The sequence below is a fragment of the Xanthomonas sp. NCPPB 3442 genome, from assembly GCF_056725145.1.
Window position 1 is genome coordinate 951,547 of record NZ_CM161514.1, and the last position, 17,952, is coordinate 969,498.

Annotated in this window: 19 protein-coding genes; 11 read left to right on the top strand and 8 right to left on the bottom strand. The window is 65.3% G+C overall.

Features of this window, described 5'->3' with window-relative positions:
• Positions 1–66: 66 nt before the first annotated feature.
• Positions 67–774, top strand: coding sequence for an SH3 domain-containing protein (locus AC1POX_RS04345; protein ID WP_372356789.1), 708 nt, complete (start codon positions 67–69; stop codon positions 772–774).
• A gap of 276 nt (positions 775–1,050) precedes the next feature.
• Here AC1POX_RS04345 and fabB read toward each other — a convergent pair whose 3' ends face one another.
• Together fabB and fabA are read right to left on the bottom strand one after the other, a co-directional pair.
• The gene (fabB, locus tag AC1POX_RS04350; RefSeq protein ID WP_031424959.1) at positions 1,051–2,259 is read right to left on the bottom strand and encodes a beta-ketoacyl-ACP synthase I; all 1,209 of its coding nucleotides are present in this window, start codon (positions 2,257–2,259) and stop codon (positions 1,051–1,053) included.
• On the bottom strand, positions 2,259–2,774 hold the full coding sequence (gene fabA, locus AC1POX_RS04355; protein WP_033478375.1) for a 3-hydroxyacyl-[acyl-carrier-protein] dehydratase FabA: 516 nt from the start codon (positions 2,772–2,774) through the stop codon (positions 2,259–2,261). The genes fabB and fabA overlap by 1 nt, the downstream gene beginning before the upstream one ends.
• A 347-nt stretch (positions 2,775–3,121) precedes the next feature.
• Here fabA and dinB point away from each other — a divergent pair, with 347 nt between their 5' ends.
• Complete coding sequence (gene dinB, locus AC1POX_RS04360) at positions 3,122–4,201, top strand: DNA polymerase IV (protein ID WP_008571016.1); 1,080 nt, start codon at positions 3,122–3,124, stop codon at positions 4,199–4,201.
• Positions 4,202–4,343: 142 nt separating this feature from the next.
• Entirely contained in the window at positions 4,344–4,994 is a 651-nt protein-coding gene (gene gph / locus AC1POX_RS04365; protein WP_011348635.1) for a phosphoglycolate phosphatase, read from the top strand.
• A gap of 293 nt (positions 4,995–5,287) precedes the next feature.
• Here gph and AC1POX_RS04370 read toward each other — a convergent pair whose 3' ends face one another.
• Both AC1POX_RS04370 and AC1POX_RS04375 read right to left on the bottom strand, forming a co-directional pair.
• The gene (locus AC1POX_RS04370) at positions 5,288–5,686 is read right to left on the bottom strand and encodes a TfoX/Sxy family protein (protein WP_071117699.1); all 399 of its coding nucleotides are present in this window, start codon (positions 5,684–5,686) and stop codon (positions 5,288–5,290) included.
• Complete coding sequence (locus tag AC1POX_RS04375) at positions 5,683–6,165, bottom strand: GAF domain-containing protein (protein WP_005920832.1); 483 nt, start codon at positions 6,163–6,165, stop codon at positions 5,683–5,685. Before AC1POX_RS04375 ends, AC1POX_RS04370 begins: the two co-directional genes overlap by 4 nt.
• Positions 6,166–6,396: 231 nt before the next feature.
• Here AC1POX_RS04375 and bioD point away from each other — a divergent pair, with 231 nt between their 5' ends.
• A complete protein-coding gene (gene bioD / locus AC1POX_RS04380) occupies positions 6,397–7,071 on the top strand; it encodes a dethiobiotin synthase (RefSeq protein ID WP_127166848.1) in 675 nt (224 codons plus the stop codon).
• 112 nt (positions 7,072–7,183) lie between these two features.
• Here bioD and AC1POX_RS04385 read toward each other — a convergent pair whose 3' ends face one another.
• The 3 genes from AC1POX_RS04385 to AC1POX_RS04395 form a co-directional block, all read right to left on the bottom strand.
• Positions 7,184–7,519: a phasin family protein gene (locus tag AC1POX_RS04385; protein WP_008576902.1), complete on the bottom strand. Its 336-nt coding sequence runs from the start codon at positions 7,517–7,519 to the stop codon at positions 7,184–7,186.
• A 191-nt stretch (positions 7,520–7,710) separates the two neighbouring features.
• Complete coding sequence (queD, locus tag AC1POX_RS04390) at positions 7,711–8,064, bottom strand: 6-carboxytetrahydropterin synthase QueD (protein WP_008576903.1); 354 nt, start codon at positions 8,062–8,064, stop codon at positions 7,711–7,713.
• Between the two features lie 135 nt (positions 8,065–8,199).
• Positions 8,200–9,588, bottom strand: a complete 1,389-nt coding sequence (locus tag AC1POX_RS04395; RefSeq protein ID WP_008576904.1) for a DEAD/DEAH box helicase — start codon at positions 9,586–9,588, stop codon at positions 8,200–8,202.
• Between the two features lie 308 nt (positions 9,589–9,896).
• Here AC1POX_RS04395 and AC1POX_RS04400 point away from each other — a divergent pair, with 308 nt between their 5' ends.
• Positions 9,897–10,955: a fumarylacetoacetate hydrolase family protein gene (locus AC1POX_RS04400; protein WP_173363328.1), complete on the top strand. Its 1,059-nt coding sequence runs from the start codon at positions 9,897–9,899 to the stop codon at positions 10,953–10,955.
• Between the two features lie 31 nt (positions 10,956–10,986).
• Complete coding sequence (gene maiA, locus AC1POX_RS04405; RefSeq protein ID WP_372356790.1) at positions 10,987–11,649, top strand: maleylacetoacetate isomerase; 663 nt, start codon at positions 10,987–10,989, stop codon at positions 11,647–11,649.
• Positions 11,650–11,986: 337 nt separating this feature from the next.
• Here maiA and AC1POX_RS04410 read toward each other — a convergent pair whose 3' ends face one another.
• Positions 11,987–13,120 (bottom strand): PilT/PilU family type 4a pilus ATPase, encoded by a 1,134-nt coding sequence (locus AC1POX_RS04410; RefSeq protein ID WP_008576907.1) that lies wholly within the window; start codon positions 13,118–13,120, stop codon positions 11,987–11,989.
• Between the two features lie 98 nt (positions 13,121–13,218).
• On the opposite strand from AC1POX_RS04410, the gene AC1POX_RS04415 reads away from it, so the two are divergent.
• The 5 genes from AC1POX_RS04415 to AC1POX_RS04435 all read left to right on the top strand — a co-directional run bounded on the left by AC1POX_RS04415 (position 13,219) and on the right by AC1POX_RS04435 (position 17,952).
• Complete coding sequence (locus AC1POX_RS04415; protein ID WP_042774027.1) at positions 13,219–13,602, top strand: DUF4398 domain-containing protein; 384 nt, start codon at positions 13,219–13,221, stop codon at positions 13,600–13,602.
• Positions 13,599–14,489 (top strand): OmpA family protein, encoded by an 891-nt coding sequence (locus tag AC1POX_RS04420; protein ID WP_031424951.1) that lies wholly within the window; start codon positions 13,599–13,601, stop codon positions 14,487–14,489. Before AC1POX_RS04415 ends, AC1POX_RS04420 begins: the two co-directional genes overlap by 4 nt.
• Positions 14,490–14,840: 351 nt before the next feature.
• On the top strand, positions 14,841–15,059 hold the full coding sequence (locus tag AC1POX_RS04425) for an HP1242/YdcH family protein (protein WP_003484103.1): 219 nt from the start codon (positions 14,841–14,843) through the stop codon (positions 15,057–15,059).
• A 235-nt stretch (positions 15,060–15,294) separates the two neighbouring features.
• Positions 15,295–16,665 carry a pyridoxal-phosphate dependent enzyme gene (locus tag AC1POX_RS04430; RefSeq protein ID WP_029820309.1) on the top strand — a complete coding sequence of 457 codons (1,371 nt, stop codon included), beginning with the start codon at positions 15,295–15,297 and terminating at the stop codon, positions 16,663–16,665.
• 99 nt (positions 16,666–16,764) lie between these two features.
• Entirely contained in the window at positions 16,765–17,952 is a 1,188-nt protein-coding gene (locus tag AC1POX_RS04435; RefSeq protein WP_338339465.1) for a cystathionine gamma-synthase, read from the top strand.

Below are 17,952 nucleotides of genomic sequence, written 5' to 3' on the forward strand. Positions count from 1 at the left end.
ATAACCGCGACCTAGCGCCTCTTCGGGGGCGAAGCATGCGGTGGGATAGGGCACAAGGAGAGCGCAATGCAGCGACGTGTTTCATGGAGTGCGCTATGGCTGATGGCCGTGGCCCTGCCGGTTTGGGCGCAGCACACCGGCCACGCCAACGGTCTGGTTGGCCTGCGCGCCGGACCTTCCGAAGAGTACCGGCGCGTGGGCGAAGTTCAGCCCGGCGGTACGCTGCAGGTCTATGGCTGTCTCAAGAGTGGCGCCTGGTGCGATGTGCGTTCACCGGAGGCACGTGGCTGGCTTCCTGCGGCCTCGATCGTGCTCGCTCACGGCGCCCTGAATCAGGTGGTGCCGAAGCTGACGTTTTCGCTGGATGCCTACTGGGACACGCATTATCGCGGCCGCGCATGGACCGTCGAGAGCGAGCGCGCCTACTGGCGCGATCACACTCCAGGGGACTCGCTGCCACTAGAGCTGCTGGCACCTGGCGAGAGCGTGACGGCGGACGGAGTACAGTCCCTGGCAAGGCGCGCCAAGGCCGAAACACGCGCAGAAACCGAGCGCACCCAGCGCGAGCGGGCCGTGATCGACCGGGCTGCGCTGAATCGGATAGATGCCGACAGGCGGGACGACAAGATACATCGGTGCGAACGCTCGGGAAGTCAGGACGACGCCGTGCAGAGCTGCATCTCCCAGGCACGCAGCGATTACGAGCAATCGGTTCGGCAACGGTGCGAAAATTCACGCAACCAGGATGACGCGCTACCGCGTTGCATCGATTAGACACGCATCGAGTGCGACAAATCGCCTCGGCAATGGAAATTGGTGGCCGTCACGATTGCCAGCCGACCGCTCGTCGAACCGAGCCCGGCGTGCACTAGGGGATACGCGCGGCTGGTCCCCCGGCCGGCACCAGCGGCGCAAGCGTGCGCTTGCTACGGCAGGCCTGACGCTTCGGCTGAGTGCCTGCAAGACCCTGGCAGCATTGCGTGATCTACGCGCGCGTTGCCGCATCGCAGGCGAGCCACCGCAGCGTGATCGCGGCGGTGGCGCCAGTGGTTACACCCGGCCGAAGACCAGTGCCGCGTTGGTGCCACCGAAGCCGAAACTGTTGGACATCACCGTGTTCAAGGTCGCGTCCTGTGTCTGCCGCAGGATAGGAAAGCCTTCGGCACGCGGGTCGAGTTCGTCGATATGCGCCGAGCCGGCCATGAAGCCATCGCGCAGCATCAGCAGGCTGTAGATCGCCTCGTGCACGCTGGCCGCGCCCAGCGAGTGCCCGGAGAGCCCCTTGGTCGAAGACAGCGGCGGCACGTTGTCGCCGAATACCTCGCGCACCGCGCCCAGTTCGGTGACATCGCCCAACGGCGTGGACGTGCCATGCGTGTTGAGGTAATCGATCGGGCGCTGCAAGCCCTGCATGGCCATGTGCATGCAGCGCACGGCGCCTTCGCCGCTGGGCGCGACCATGTCGGCACCGTCGGAGGTCACGCCATATCCGAGCAGTTCGGCATGGATGCGTGCGCCACGCGCGATGGCGTGGTCGTAGTCTTCCAGCACCAGCATGCCGCCGCCGCTGCCGATGACGAAGCCATCGCGCTGCGCATCGTATGGGCGCGAGGCCACGGCAGGGCGATCGTTGAAGCCGGTGGACAGCGCGCCCATCGCATCGAACATGACGCTCATGGTCCAGTGCAGTTCTTCGCCGCCACCGGCGAACATCACGTCCTGCGCGCCATGCCGGATCAGATCTGCCGCCGCACCGATGCAATGCGCAGACGTCGCGCACGCGGCCGACAGCGAGTAGCTCAGCCCGCGTATTTTGAACGCGGTGGCCAGCGATGCGGACACCGACGAACACATCGTGCGCGGCACCATGTATGGGCCTACTTTGCGCACGCCACGGTTGCGCAGCAGGTCGGCGGTTTCCACCTGCCATTGGCTGGAGCCGCCACCGGAGCCGGCAATCACACCGGTGCGCAGGCCGCTGACCTGCTCGGCATCCAGGCCCGCATCGGCGATCGCATCGCGCATTGCCAGGTATGCGTAGGCCGAGGCATCGCCCATGAAGCGTTTGAGCTTGCGGTCGATCAGGCTGTCCAAATCCAGCGCCACCGCACCGCCGACCTGGCTCCGCAGGCCTGCTTCGGCGTGATCGGGCAGCGCGGTGATACCGGAGCGGCTCTCGCGCAGTGCGCTGGAGACGGTGTCCAGATCGTTGCCCAGGCATGAGGTGATGCCCATTCCGGTAATGACGACGCGACGCATCAGAAATTCTCCGTTGAAGTGAACATGCCCACACGCAGATCCTTGGCGGTGTAGATCTCGCGCCCATCCACCAGCATGCGTGCATCGGTCTGCGCCATCACCAGCTTGCGGTTGATGACGCGGCTGACATCGACCTCGTAGCGCACCAGCTTGGCGCTGGGCAGCACCTGGCCGGTGAACTTGACCTCGCCGCAGCCCAACGCGCGGCCACGGCCCGGCGCGCCGATCCAGGTGAGGAAAAAGCCGGTCAGTTGCCACATCGCATCCAGGCCCAGGCAGCCTGGCATCACCGGGTCGCCGATGAAGTGGCAGCCGAAGAACCACAGGTCCGGGCGGATATCCAGTTCGGCACGAATCAGCCCCTTGCCATGTGCACCGCCGGCGTCGCTGATCTCGGTGATGCGGTCGAACATCAGCATCGGATCGTTGGGCAGACGGCCGCTGTCGGGCGCAAACAATTCCCCACGCGCGCTGGCCAGCAATTGGTCGCGCGAGTACGTACTTTGACGAGTCATGACGAACGTGTCCTGCAAGGAGCGAGAGGCGAGGCGGGGAAGGGTGCATGAGGTCGCGCGGTTCAATCAAACGTTTTATCCGTACGCATGCGTGCTGTTTTCCGCTGAGTGCCCAGTGCGCAGATGCACTGTTGCAGGCGAAGTCACGGTGCTCGGGACCGCCGTCGGCACATGCGTGGCAGGCCTGCATGGTTGGCCGTGCAGGCGCTACCGTCGGATGCGTTACCTTTGCTATTGAGGACGCGCTCGTGTTCGCTTTGCCAATCCGTGGCGATGTCTCTCGACGCAAGGGGTGAGACGGCGCTGGCTTATCATGGGCGCAGACCTGCGACAGAGAACCCCGCTTGATGCGCAAGATCGTGCACGTGGACATGGATGCGTTCTACGCGTCCGTGGAGCAGCGTGACGACCCGGGCCTGCGCGGCAAGCCGGTAGTGGTGGCCTGGCGCGGCGCGCGCTCGGTGGTGTGCGCGGCCTCCTACGAAGCGCGGACCTTCGGTATTCGCTCGGCGATGCCGGCCGTGCGTGCCGAGCGCCTGTGCCCGGACGCGATCTTCGTGCCGCCGGATTTTGCGCGCTACAAGGCGGTGTCGCGGCAAGTACGCGAGATTTTCCATCGTCATACCGACTTGGTGGAGCCGTTGTCGCTGGACGAGGCCTATCTGGACGTCACGCACGCCAAAACCGGCATGCAGTTGGCCACCGAGGTTGCGCAGTTGATCCGTACGCAGATCCGCGAGGAAACCCAGCTCACCGCATCGGCCGGCATCGCGCCGAACAAGTTCCTGGCCAAGATTGCGTCGGATTGGCGCAAGCCCGATGGCCAGTTCGTGATTGCGCCCAGCCGCGTGGATGCATTTTTGCTGCCGCTCAAGGTCAATCGCATTCCCGGCGTAGGCAAGGTAATGGATGGCAAGTTGGCGGCGCTGGGCATCGTCACCGTGGCCGATCTGCGCCAGCGGCCATTGGAAGAACTGCAGGCGCATTTCGGCAGTTTCGGTCAGAGCCTGTATCGCCGCGCGCGCGGCATCGACGAGCGCCCGGTCGAGCCGGATCAGGAAGTGCAATCGGTCTCCTCGGAAGACACCTTCAGCGAAGATCTGGCGCTTGATGCACTGGACCCGCACATCCTGCGGCTGGCCGAAAAGACCTGGCTCGCCACGCGCCGCACCGAACGCATCGGGCGCACGGTCGTGCTGAAATTGAAGACCTCGAATTTTCGCATCCTGACGCGCTCCTACACGCCCGAGCAGCCGCCTACCTCGCAGGAGGCATTGGCGCAGATTGCCCTGGCATTGACCCGCCGCGTGGAGCTGCCCACGCAGACGCGCTATCGCCTGGTCGGTGTGGGCTTGAGCGGTTTCAGCGATGTCGAAGATGGCGCCGTGCAGGGGCAGTTGTTCGGCCAGATGCCGCCGTTGGAGTGAGCGGCACGTGCTGCATTGCGTCTCGCATGCGGCGATGACTGCATCTAACGCAGGTGGCGAGCAATCCACGGCGCTTGGCAGTGACACGTGCTGAATCTTGTGCTGCGTACACTGCGGCTCTCCCACGCACGAGGCCGTCCGAATGTTTCCGTATCCGCTGGTGATCTTCGACCTGGATGGCACGCTGGTGGACAGCGCACCCAATATCGCCGAGGCTCTCAACGGCACATTGCAGGAGCTGGGGCTACAGCAGTTCAGCCAAGCCACGATCCGCAGCTGGATCGGCGAAGGCGTCAAGGTATTGCTTGCCACCGCATTGCGCGAAGCCGGCAGCACGCGCGATGCCGATGCCGAAATGCCGGTGATGATGCGCCATTACGAGGCGAGCCTGCTGCACGACCCGCAGTTGTACCCGGGCGTTGCCGAGGCGCTGGCCGGCCTGCGCGATGCGGGCGCCACGCTGGCATTGTGCACCAACAAACCTGCGCGTTTTATCGCGCCGTTGCTGGAGCATCTGGGTATCGCCGCGCATTTCAGCCGTGTGCTCGGGGGCGATTCGTTGCCACAGCGCAAGCCCGACCCGGCACCGCTGCTGCAGCTTGCCAGTCACTTTCAACGCAGCCCGCAACAGTGTCTGATGGTCGGCGATTCGGCCACCGATGCCGCCGCCGCAAACGCCGCGAACATGCCGCTGGCGATGGTGCGTTACGGCTACCTGCGCGGTTTCGATGTGCAGCGCGCCGGTGCCGTGGCCATCGTCGACGACATGCGTGAACTGCTCGCGTTGCGCTGACCTACGCGCGCACCACGGATCGACCGATGCGGCAGCGTGCGTTACGGCCGCAGGCGCAAGCTCGGGCGTCTGCGCTGAAGCGGGAGATTGTGCAACAGCGACCTGTGCCGCTGAGCAGCCAGCACCCAAGACACGGTGGTGAGCCATGCATGCCGACCGGTGCGTGTCGTCGCAGGACCTTGCGCTTCAGGCTCTGAAACGAGCCATGCGTAGTGCGACGCGAGGCTGCATGCATGAGCGCGCGCATGGGCCAGCTGCATCGATCAGCCGATTGCCGGGCAATGTCGGCCGATTCAATCCTCGCCTGCTCGCTCTGCATCCGCAGCGTCGTAAAGGTCGGTTGCCGTATCCGCGTCGCCGTGCGTATCGTCGTTGTCGGCGCGCGCATAGTGCACGGTTTCCACCGGCCCGCCGACGGCACGGCCGCGCACCGGCAGCAGCGCGCTGGCCGCTTCATATTCAGCGAGCAAGGCATGCCGGCGCGCTTCGGGCACGTCCTGCCAATGGCAATCGGCCAACGCGCCTTCCAACGAATACAGCAGGTTGAGGCTGGGCTTGAAGCCCGCGCGGCGCACCTTGACGAATGCGCCCACCGCACCCACCGCTTGCAGGTCCTGCTGCGTGCGCAGCCCGACCTGGCGCAGCCATGCCGCGCTTTTGGGCCCGATGTTGCGCATCCGCTCGGTGGTCACGCCAGCGCGTCTACGAAGAGTTGCGCAATGGCTTCCAGGCCACGTTGATCGTCGGCATCGAAGCGGTCCAGCTCCGGGCTATCCAGGTCCAGCACGCCGATCAGCGCATCGCCTTTGACCAGTGGAATCACCAGCTCCGAGCGCGATGCCGAATCGCAGGCAATATGCCCGGGGAACGCGTCCACATCGGCAATGCGCTGGCTCTGCCGGGTACTGGCGGCCGCACCGCACACGCCCTTGTCCAGCGGGATGCGCACGCACGCCGGCAGGCCCTGGAACGGCCCCACCACCAGCTCGCGGCCGTCGTAGAAGTAGAAGCCGGCCCAGTTGAGCGACGGCAACGAATGGAAGATCAGCGCGGCCAGATTGGCGGCATTGGCGATCCGGTCCGGCTCGCCGTGCACCAGTGCCTGGGCCTGGGCGGTGAGCTGGGCATATTGTTCCGGCTTGCTGCCGGTCAGCGAAGAGGTGGCGAACATCGGCAAAGTTTAGCAGTGGCCGTCTTGCAGCGTGGTTGCGATCGGGCAAGGAACGCGCAGGAGCTTTCCAGCACTGAGTCGCGATCATTGGCCGAGGCAGCCAGCGGCGCGCACAGGGGCAACGTGGCCCCGCAGGCAAACGACAACCAACCGTCCTCAGCCGCACGTGCAGTGCGCACGGTATGCTGCGCGCCCTCACGGCAATGGCGGCGCGGCCGCAGGATCAGGCGTATGCAGCATCCAGCTTTTTATGTCACCGGCACCGATACCGGCATCGGCAAGACCATGGGCAGCACCGCGCTGTTGCACGCCTTGCGCGCACGCGGCCATCGCGCCGTCGGCATGAAGCCGGTGGCCAGCGGCTGCGAGCACACGCCGCAGGGTTGGCGTAACGAAGACGCGCTGGCGCTGCAGGCGGCCAGCGATCCGCAGCCGGACTACGCCACGCTCAATCCCTACGCCTTGCCGGCGCCGCTGGCACCGGAACTGGCGGCGGCCGATGTCGGCGTAACGCTGGCGCTGGAGCCCATCGCACACGCGTTCGCGCAATTGCGCACGCAGGCCGAGGTGGTGGTGGTGGAAGGGGTGGGCGGGTGGGCCGCGCCGCTGAGCGCGACCCTGGACCAAGCCGATCTGGTGCGCGCCTTGCAGCTGCCGGTGGTGCTGGTGGTCGGCGTGCGGCTGGGCTGCATCAACCACGCGCGGCTCACTGCTGCGGCCATCGCCGCCGATGGGCTGCAGTGCATCGGGTGGATCGCCAATGAAATCGATCCGCAGATGGAGCGCATCGAAGAGAACATCGGCATGCTGCGCCAGCGCCTGGCGATGCCGTGCTGGGGCCGGATCCCGTGGCGACCGGGCGCCGACGCTGCCGCCCAGGCACACGGGCTGCAATTGCCGCGCTAGCTGGCACGGCGCGCTCGCGCGGGCAATAAAAAAGCCCGACAGAGGGAGGGATCTGTCGGGCCGGATTGCACGGGGGGAGGGACCCATGCAAAGACGCTGAATTTATTGGCGCTTACTTACGCCGGGTCTTGCCTGATGCGCCGGCCTGGTCGCTGCCGTTTTCGAACTGCTGCTTGGCAAACTGCCCAAGCTCGCTGGACATCTTCAATCCCAGCCCGACCACTTCCTGATTGACCGAGGCCAGGCGTTCCAGGTTGTCGCGCGCAACCTGCAAGCCTTTCGGCCAGAGCGTCTGGTAGGCGCCCAGATCGCGCGCCTGCGCGAACTCGCCGAAGAAGCTGCTGGTCGCGTTGACGTTGCGTTCCAGCGTCTCCAAGGCCAACTGGTTGGCACGTGCTGCGACAGACGCGAACTGACTGGTGAAGCTGTTTTCGAACTGCGCCGACATTGCGAACCCCTTGGGGAAAGCCGTGACCGTTTGTTGCGTTGCAGCATACGCCGATGTTGCTGCGATGCAACACGTTTCCTGAAGATTTTCCAAACGTGCGTAGAAGCGCTTTAAGATCAACAGCTTAGGTGGCCGCTCAAATGAGAAAAGCCGCCAGCTGGCGGCTTCAGGTCACCCCACTGCGCTGCCGCTTAACCGCGATAGCGACAGCCGGAGGTGCAGGTCTCGTGCACCACGATCTCGCTCAGCTGCGGCAGCGCCGGCTTGAGCTGCTGCCAGATCCAGATCGCCAGGCGTTCGCTGGTGGGGTTTTCCAACCCTTCGATGTCGTTGAGGTAATGGTGGTCCAGGCGGTCGTAGATCGGCTGGAAGGCCGCCTTGATGTCACCGAAATCCATGATCCAGCCGGTCTCGGCGCCGGGTTCGCCGCTGACATGCAGCTCGACGCGAAACGAATGGCCGTGCAAGCGCGCGCATTTATGCCCAGGCGGCACGTTGGGAAGCCGGTGCGCGGCTTCCAGGGTGAAGACCTTGAAGATGTCCATGATGGTGGTTCGGCAAGCAGGAAGAGGGAGGGATGCGTGACTGCACAGGGCAGGATCCCGCAAGAGACCGGGCAGGCCGGGACGGACAGAACAAGGGCCGCATCGCGGCCCTTGTTCTTAGCGCATGCCCAGCGCTCAGGCGCCGCGGTTGGCCGGACGGCCATTGCCGCCACGTCCACCATCGCGACGGCCTGCGCCCGCGCCAGCGTTGGCCTGACGCGGCCCGCCGCTGCGCTGGCCACCCGGCTTCTTCGGGCCGGCATGCGCATGCGCCTGACGCGGTGCATCGCCATGTGGACGACGGGCGTGGCTCTTGCGCGGCGCGCGCTCGCCACCCGGCTGCTCGGCGCGACCCGGCGCGCTGTTGCCCCAACGGATCGGGGTCTGCGGCTCGTAGCCCGGCACGTCGCGGATTTCCACGTCGCGGCCCAGCATGCGCACGATCTGGCGCAGCAGCTTGGCTTCGTCCTGCGCCACCAGCGAAATCGCCTCGCCGGTGGAGCCGTTACGGCCGGTGCGGCCGATGCGGTGCACGTAGTCCTCGGCCACCATCGGCAGGTCGTAGTTGATGACCTTCGGCAGCTGGTCGATATCGATCCCGCGCGCGGCGATATCGGTGGCCACCAGCACGGTCACGCGGCCTGCCTTGAAGTCGCTCAGCGCGCGCATGCGCTGACCCTGGCTCTTGTTGCCATGGATCGCCGCGGTCTTGATGCCGGACTTCTCCAGGAACAGCGCCAGCTTGTCGCTGCCGTGCTTGGTGCGCGCGAACACCAGGGTCTGCTCGCGGCTGTCCTGCGCCAGCAGGTGCAGCAGCAGATCGCGCTTGCGCGCGCCGTCGACCGGGTGCACGCGGTGGGTGATGCTCTCGGCCACGGTGTTGCTCGGGGTGACCTGGATCTGCATCGGGTTGCGCATGAACTCCAGCGCCAACTGTTTGATGTTCTCTTCGAAGGTGGCCGAGAACAGCAGCGTCTGACGGTCCTGGCGCGGCAGCTTGGTCAGGATGCGCTTGATCGACGGCAAGAAGCCCATGTCGAGCATGCGATCGGCTTCGTCCAGGATCAGCACTTCGATGCCGGACAGGTCCACGCTGCGACGTTCGATATGGTCGATCAGGCGGCCCGGGCAGGCGATCAGCAGGTCCACGCCACGACGCAGCGCATCGAGCTGGTTGCCCATGCCCACGCCGCCATAGATCACCGCGCTGGGGATGCGCAGGTACTTGCTGTAGCCGCGCAGGCTGTCGTGCACCTGGGTGGCCAGTTCGCGGGTGGGGGTCAGGATCAGCGCGCGAGGCTTGCGCGGGCCGTTGACGGTCTGCGGCGCGGTGCCCAGGTGCTGCAGCAGCGGCAGGCCGAAGGCAGCGGTCTTGCCGGTGCCGGTCTGCGCGCCGGCCAGCAGGTCGTGACCGGCCAGCACCAACGGGATCGCCTGCTGCTGGATCGGGGTGGGGGTTTCGTAGCCCTGCTCGGCCAACGCGCGCAGCAGGAAGGGCGCAAGGCCCAGGGATTCAAAAGACATCAGGAAGCTCCAAGTAAAGCGTCGCCGCCAAGCCAAGCCCGGAGCGCAAACGCATTGCAGATGCAAGAAGGTGAGGCTCGGAGCGTTCCCGTGAACCGCGCTGCGAGATGGTGGATCAACCCGATCAAGGAGCGATGGGTTTGTCGGCACCACGAAAGGCGTCGGGTGGGGCGGGCGAGCGGATCGATCGATCCTGGCCTCGCCGGCTGTCCCTAAGGGAAACGGACGGCCGCATGCAGACCCGGCAAGTGTACTCGCGTTTGGCGCGCTGCACAAAATCGCGGTTTCGCGGTTGTGGTCACGGTCAGTTGTTTCAGGTGCAACCAGTAGTGCGGCAGGCCGTACAATCGTCTGATCAGCCACAGCACAGGATGGTCATGAAGCTAGGTTCCCTGAAGGAAGGCGGCCGCGACGGCAGCCTGATCGTGGTCTCGCGCGACCTGCGCACCGCCGTGCGCGCCACCGGCATCGCGCCCACGCTGCAGCGCGCGCTGGAGGACTGGAGCAATGTGGCGCCGCGCTTGAATGCCTTGTCGGCCTCGCTCAACGATGGCAGCGCCGACGGCGTGTTCGATCTGGATGTGCAGGCCTTGGCCGCTCCCTTGCCGCGCGCCTACGAGTTCGTCGACGGCAGTGCCTACCTGCCGCATGTGGAGCGGGTGCGCCGCGCACGCAATGCCGAAGTGCCGGAAAGCTTCTACACCGACCCGCTGATGTACCAGGCCACCAGCGCCGGCTTCTATGGCCCGCGCGATGCCATCAAGGTGATCAGCGAGGACTACGGCATCGACCTGGAAGCGGAGATTGTGGTCATCACCGACGACGTGCCGATGGGTGCCTCGCCCGAGCAGGCGGCCGCGCATATCCAGTTGATCGGTTTGGTCAACGATGTTTCGCTGCGTAACCTGATCCCGGCCGAGCTCGCCAAGGGCTTTGGTTTCGTGCAATCCAAGCCGCGTTCGGCGCTGTCGCCGGTGTTCGTCACCCCCGACGAGCTGGACGATGCCTGGCGCGACAACAGGGTGCATCTGCCGCTGGTCACGCACGTCAACGGCGCCTGGTTCGGCGCGCCCGAAGCCGGCAACGACATGCAGTTCGACTTCGCCCAACTGATCGCCCACGCCGCCAAGACCCGTCCGCTGTCGGCCGGCACGATCGTGGGCTCGGGCACCATCGCCAACCAGGACACCGCCTTGGGCGCCTCGTGTTTTGCCGAGCAACGCGTGGTCGAGACGCTGCGCGACGGCAAGCCCAGCACGCCGTTCATGGCGTTCGGGGACATGGTGCGGATCGAGATGTTCGATGCCAGTGGCGCCAGCATCTTCGGTGCGATCGAACAGCGCGTCGAGCGGCAGCCGCTGCCATGACCTGCGGCGCAGCGACGGCAGGCGGTCGCGTATGAGCGCGGCCCTGGAGCTGTTTTCGTACTGGCGCTCCAGCGCGGCGTATCGCGTGCGCATCGGTCTTGGGCTGAAGGCGCTGGATTACATCGTCCGCCCGGTGCATCTGGTGCGCGATGGGGGCGAGCAGCACGCGCCGGCCTATGCGCAACTCAATCCGCAGGAACTGGTGCCGACGTTGCGGCATGGCGATGTGGTCATCACGCAGTCGCTGGCGATTCTGGAGTATCTGGAAGAGGCATTCGCGGGCACCACGGCGCTGCTGCCGCGCGCGCCTGCCGAACGCGCCCGGGTGCGCGCATTGGCGCAGCTCATCGCCTGTGACGTGCACCCGCTCAACAACCTGCGCGTCATGCAGGTGCTGGAGCGCGAGTTCGCGCTGGAGGGCGCACAACGCCAGCAGTGGACACGGCACTGGATGGAGCGGGGCTTTGCGGCGCTGGAAACGCAGCTGGCGCGCGATGCGCAGACCGGGCGCTTCTGCCACGGCGATGCACCGGGCCTGGCCGATTGCGTGCTGATCCCGCAGCTCTATAACGCGCACCGGTTCGAGGTCGATCTGGCGCCATATCCGACCCTGCGGCGCATCGAGCAGGCCTGCCTGCAGTTACCGGCCTTCGACGCGGCGCGCCCGGAGATGCAGGCCGACGCGGTGGGCTGAGGGCAGGCTGTCACAGCCCTCATCCGCCCTTCGGGCGCCTTCTCCCATGGCACGGGAGAAGGGCAGGCAGGCACTCACCGGATCGGGCAGTCGGCGTCACGCCAGGCGACAACGAAATGTAAGTTTGAGAGCTTCGGCACCGGCACCTGAAAGCACCGTGCGAGCGCCGATCTCGTCCTTCTCCCGCAAGCGGGAGAAGGTGGCGCGCAGCGCCGGATGAGGGCGCCGGTTGCATCGGCATCGCGAATGCGGAGCACGTCGCAGAGTTCGCTCTTAACCACCAGGATCCAGCGGCCCCCCGGTGCCGCAAGATCACCGATCGTCGCCGCCAAACCGATTAGATGAACCCGTGACTGATCTTCGGTGCCGCGGCCGCTTCGTAATCCGCATACGGGTCGTGCTCGCCGGAGCCGCCCTCGGAGAGACGGAACTTCAGCGCCAGGCCGTCGCGCGAGTCGGCCGCGCGCAGTGCTTCTTCCTGCTCGATTTCGCCCGACTTCACCATCCGGAACAGGCATTGGTCGAAGGTCTGCATGCCTTCTTCCAGCGACTCTTCCATCGCTGCCTTGACCTCGTGCACCTGGCCGCGCCGTAGCAGGTCGCGGATCATCGGGGTATTGAGCAACACCTCGGTGGCGGGGCGGCGGCGCCCGTCCACGCCCTTGACCAGGCGCTGGGAGACCACTGCGCGCAGATTCAGCGCCAGGTTCATCAGCACGTTCTTGTGCGCGCTTTCCGGGAAGAAATTGAGGATGCGCTCGATGGTCTGGTCGGCGTTGTTGGAGTGCAGCGTGGCCAGGCACAGGTGGCCGGTTTCGGCGAACGCGATCGCCGCCTCCATGGTTTCGGCGTCCAGGATCTCGCCGATCAGGATCACGTCCGGCGCCTCGCGCATGGCGTTCTTCAGCGCGCTCTGGAAGGCGTGCGTGTCCAGGCCCACCTCGCGCTGGTTCACGATCGACATCTTGTGCTTGTGCAGGTATTCGATCGGGTCCTCGATGGTGAGGATGTGCCCGGTGGTGGTGCTGTTGCGGTGGTCGATCATCGACGCCAGCGAGGTCGACTTGCCCGAACCGGTCGAACCCACCACCAGCACCAGCCCGCGCGGGGTCATGATGACGTCCTTGAGCACCTGCGGCAGGTTGAGCTCTTCGATGCTGGGAATCCGGCTGCGAATGGCGCGAATCACCATGCCCACCTCGCCGCGCTGCTTGAAAACGTTCACGCGGAAACGGCCGGCATCGGGCAGGGCGATGGCCATGTTGAGCTCGAGCTCGCGTTCGAACTGCGGCACCTGGCCTTCGTCCATCAACGAGTAGGCGATTTTCTTGACCATTCCCGGCGGCAACCCCGTATTGCCGAGCGGGTAAAGCTTGCCCTCGATCTTGATGTACACCGGCGCGCCGGTGGTCAAGAACATGTCCGAGGCATTCTTTTCGGTCATCAGCTTCAGGAAGTAGCCGATATCCATGCGCAATGGTTCCCCAACAAACAGCAGCGTCTCGTTGCAAGTCCGCCGCAGGCTTCCGACAATGGCCGTGCTCGAGACTTCTCGCTACGGCTCCCCTAATGACGGCTAGCTTCGCATACTTGCGGCGATCCCTGTATGGCATCGCCTGTTTCATGGTCCTTTCCTCTCCGGCTGCCGCCCAGGTGGCACCGGAGCTCACCGCCGCCGAACAGGCCGTGCAACGTGCCACCCAGGCCGATGCCGACCAATACGCCCCGGATCTGGTCAACCTGGCCCGCCAGGAATTGATGCAGGCCCAGCAGGCGCAACTGGACAAGCGCCAGCGCAAGCAGGTGCCCCAGATCGCCTTGCGCGCCGCCGCCGACGCCGACCTGGCCAAGGCCCGCAGCGAAGAAGCGGTGGTCGCCGCTCAACTGGAACAGCGCAGGAAGGAAGTGGCGCAGTTGCAGAACACCCTCAATACCGGGGAGGGCGGCCGATGAAACTGCGCCCCCTGCTGTATCTCGGTGTGTTGAGCCTGGTCACGTTGCCGCCGCTGGCGATGGCGGCCAAGGACGACCCGCAGGCCGACGCGCTCAACCGGCGCCTGGCCGCACTACAGAACGACCCGCAGACCAATGATCTGGCGCGCTTTGAGCGGCTGCAGGCGCAGCAAAGCGTGGCTGCGCTGGCCGAGGCCAAACGCCGCGACCGCGACGAGCTGGTGTTTCTGGCCGACCGGCGGGTCGAAATCGCCGAACTCACCGCCCGTACCGCGCTGGCGCGGCGCGAATTGGACCGCCTGGAAGGCACGCGCAACGACTTGCTGATCGAAGCCAGTCGCCGCGATGCCGCACGGGCGCGCCAGGAAGCCGAACGCCTGCGCGTGCAGGCGCAGATCCAGGCCGAGGCCGCCGAGCAGGCACGCCAGGCCGCCGAACAGGAAGCGCTCGCCCGCCAGGACGCCGAGCTGGCGTTGACCAGCGTGGCCGGCAAGCAGACCGCCAAGCTCAACGCGGCCCAGCAGAAGGCGGTGCAACTGGCGCATGAGGAGGCCGAGCTGGTCGCCGGGGCCAAGCTGCCGGCCGCCAAGTTCGACAGCCGCGGCGAAGTGTTTTCCCTGGGCAGTGGCGCCTTCGGTGGCAAGGCGGCGTTGTCCGGGGATGCCGCCGGGCAGGCCAAGGCATTGGCCGAATATCTGAACATCGGCAAGAAGGGCCGGGTCAGCATCGTCGGCTTCGACACCGATGCAGCCATTGCCAAGAAGCGTGCCGAAGCACTGCGCGATGCGTTGGTGGCAGGCGGCGTGTCGGCCTCGCGGCTGCAGGTCACCGGCACCAAAGGCGCGGCCAGCAAGACCCGCGCGGCCGAGGTCGTTGTCGCGCCCTGATGTCGTTCATTGCAAGTGATTGGAAGTTAAGGGCTTTTAACCGGTGCATGACGCCTGGTTGAACCGCGGTCACTGATTGAGGCAGGGAACGGCAAATGCGGCCGTTTCGGTCTTGAACCCCCTCCGCGACCGGCGTAGGGTCGTACCTCCGGGCAGCAACTCCGCGGCCCGGGAAGTACGGAGGGCCGGGCCAGTGATGCAGAGGCACGCAGCGAGACAACATGGTGGAGCAGTTGTTGGTGGTCCCGCCGGTGTGTCGGCCTTTGCAACGCGTTGGTCTTCCATCCCCAAGCTGCGCCCCGTGCCTTCGCTGGCCGGGGCGTTCTTGTTTTAAGTGAAGGAGGTAACGCCATGTTCGAAGGGCAACCGCAGACCGAAATCGACGCATTGATGAAGTCCGATCCCCAGTTCAAGCAGCTCTACCAACGCCACAAGCTATTGAACAAGAAATGCATGGATGCCGAACTCGGGGTGCTCCCGATCGACGACGTGACCTTGGGCCAGATGAAGCGCGAGAAGTTGCAGGCAAAAGAAAAGCTCACCCGGATGTACGACCAGCTCACCCACTGATCCTTCCCCACCGTTAGAACAAGTTCACCGTCGCGGGCGGTGGCGGCCTCCTCGTCGGCTTGCCACCGTCCGCGTCTTTAGTTGGAGCGGCGTTTGCTGGCGGGGGCACATCGGCGAACGGTTGAGCCTGTTCGTTCATCGGCCTGTGCAATCGGTTCAATGCTGAATGAGCATTCCCCGGCGGTTCGTCGGATAATGACCGGTCTAGCCCGCGTGGCGCAGCGACGATATCCCGATGGCGATTCATTCCTCCGTACTCGAACTGATTGGCAACACGCCGATCGTCAAGGCCCAGCGCCTGGACACCGGCGTCTGCGAGCTGTTCCTCAAGCTGGAGGCGAATAATCCTGGCGGATCGATCAAGGACCGTATCGGTCTGTCGATGATCGAAGCGGCCGAGCAGCGCGGCGATCTCAAGCCCGGCGCTACCCTGGTGGAGGGTACCGCCGGCAACACCGGTCTGGGCTTGGCCCTGGTGGCGCAGCAGAAGGGCTACCAGTTGATCCTGGTGGTGCCGGACAAGATGAGCCGCGAGAAGATCTTCAATCTCAAGGCCATGGGCGCCAACGTAGTGCTGACGCGCTCGGATGTGGCCAAGGGCCACCCCGAGTACTACCAGGACCTCGCTGCCAGGATCGCAGCCGAGACTCCCGGCGCCTACTTCATCAACCAGTTCGGCAACCCGGACAACCCGGCCGCGCACGAATTCGGCACCGGCCCGGAAATCCTGGCGCAGATGGGCGGCCAACTGGACGCCATCGTGTTCGGTTGCGGCAGCTCCGGCACCATGACCGGCCTGTCGCGCGCCTTCGCCAGCGCCTCGCCGCACACCGAACTGGTATTGGCCGACCCGGTCGGTTCGATCCTGACCCAGTACATCGAAGAGGGCACGGTCAGCGAAAAGTCCGGCAGCTGGTTGGTCGAAGGCATCGGCGAGGATTTCCTGCCGGATATCTCCGACTTTTCGCGGGTCAAGAAGGCCTATTCCATCAGCGACGCGGAAAGCTTCCATACCGCGCGCGAGCTGCTGGCCAAGGAGGGCATCCTCGGCGGCTCGTCCACCGGCACCCTGCTGGCCGCGGCGCTGAAGTATTGCCGCGAGCAGACCACGCCCAAGCGCGTGCTGGTGTTCGTCTGCGATACCGGCAACAAGTATCTGTCGAAGATGTACAACGACTACTGGATGCTCGACAACGGCTTTTTGGAGCGCCCGCAACATGGCGATCTGCGCGACCTGATCCTGCGCCCTTACAACAAGCGCGACACCGTGGTGGTGGGCCCGAAGGATCTGCTGACCACCGCCTACCAGCGCATGAAGCTGTACGACGTCTCGCAGTTGCCGGTGATCGATGAAGGCGAGCTGGTGGGCATCGTGGACGAAAGCGACGTGCTGCTGCATGTCTATGGCGACGAATCCCGTTTCCGCGACCCGATTTCCACTGCCATGGTCAGCAAGCTGGATCGTCTGGACGTCGCGTCGCCGATCGAAGCGCTGCTGCCGGTGTTCGACCGTGGCCAGGTCGCCATCGTCATGGACGGCACGCAATTTCTTGGCTTGATCACCCGCATCGACCTGCTCAACTACCTGCGCCGTCGCGTGCAGTGATCGTGCAGTAATCCGGCACTGCCGCGCGCTCGGATGAGACGCGCGGCACGGGCCATTCAGACCTGCTTGTTACAATCGCCCACTTTTTCGGGAACCTCCATGTCCAATCGCACCACTCATAGCCATGACGGCGAGCGCGCGCTGTCGCTCGCAACGCTGGCGATCCATGGAGGGCAGTCGCCAGATCCGAGCACCGGCGCGGTGATGCCGCCGATCTATGCGACGTCCACCTATGCGCAGTCCAGCCCCGGCGAGCACCAGGGCTTCGAATATTCGCGCACCCACAACCCCACGCGCTTCGCCTACGAGCGTTGCGTTGCCGCGCTGGAAGGCGGTACGCGCGCATTTGCGTTCGCTTCCGGCATGGCTGCCACCTCGACGGTGATGGAGTTGCTGGATGCCGGCAGCCACGTGGTGGCGATGGACGACCTGTACGGCGGCACCTTTCGCCTGTTCGAGCGCGTGCGCCGTCGCACCGCCGGCCTGGATTTCAGCTTCGTCGACCTGACCGACCCGGCCGCTTTCGAAGCTGCAATCCGCCCCGACACCAAGATGGTGTGGATCGAAACCCCGACCAACCCGATGCTCAAACTGGTCGATATCGCTGCCATTGCCGCGATCGCGCGCAAGCACGGCCTGTTGATCGTGGTCGACAACACGTTCGCTTCCCCGATGCTGCAGCGCCCGCTCAGCCTGGGTGCGGACATCGTCGTGCACTCGGCCACCAAGTATCTCAACGGCCACTCGGACATGGTCGGCGGCATCGCGGTGGTTGGCGACAACGCCGAGCTCGCCGAGCAGATGGCGTTCCTGCAGAACTCCATCGGCGGCGTCCAGGGCCCGTTCGACAGCTTCCTCGCCCTGCGCGGCCTCAAGACCCTGCCGCTGCGCATGCGCGCGCATTGCGAGAATGCCCTGGCGCTCGCGCAATGGCTGGAAACCCACCCTGCGATCGAAAAGGTCATCTACCCCGGCCTTGCTTCGCACCCGCAGCATGCGCTCGCGAAAACCCAGATGTCCGGCTTCGGCGGCATCGTCTCCATCGTCCTCAAGGGCGGCTTCGACGCAGCCAGGCGTTTCTGCGAAAAGACCGAATTGTTCACCCTGGCCGAATCGCTCGGCGGCGTGGAAAGCCTGCTCAACCATCCCGCCGTCATGACCCACGCCTCCATTCCGGTTGCCCGCCGTGACCAGCTTGGTATCAGCGATGCGCTGGTGCGGTTGAGCGTGGGGATTGAAGATGTGGGGGATTTGCGGTCCGACCTTGATGACGCGCTGCGGAGCTGA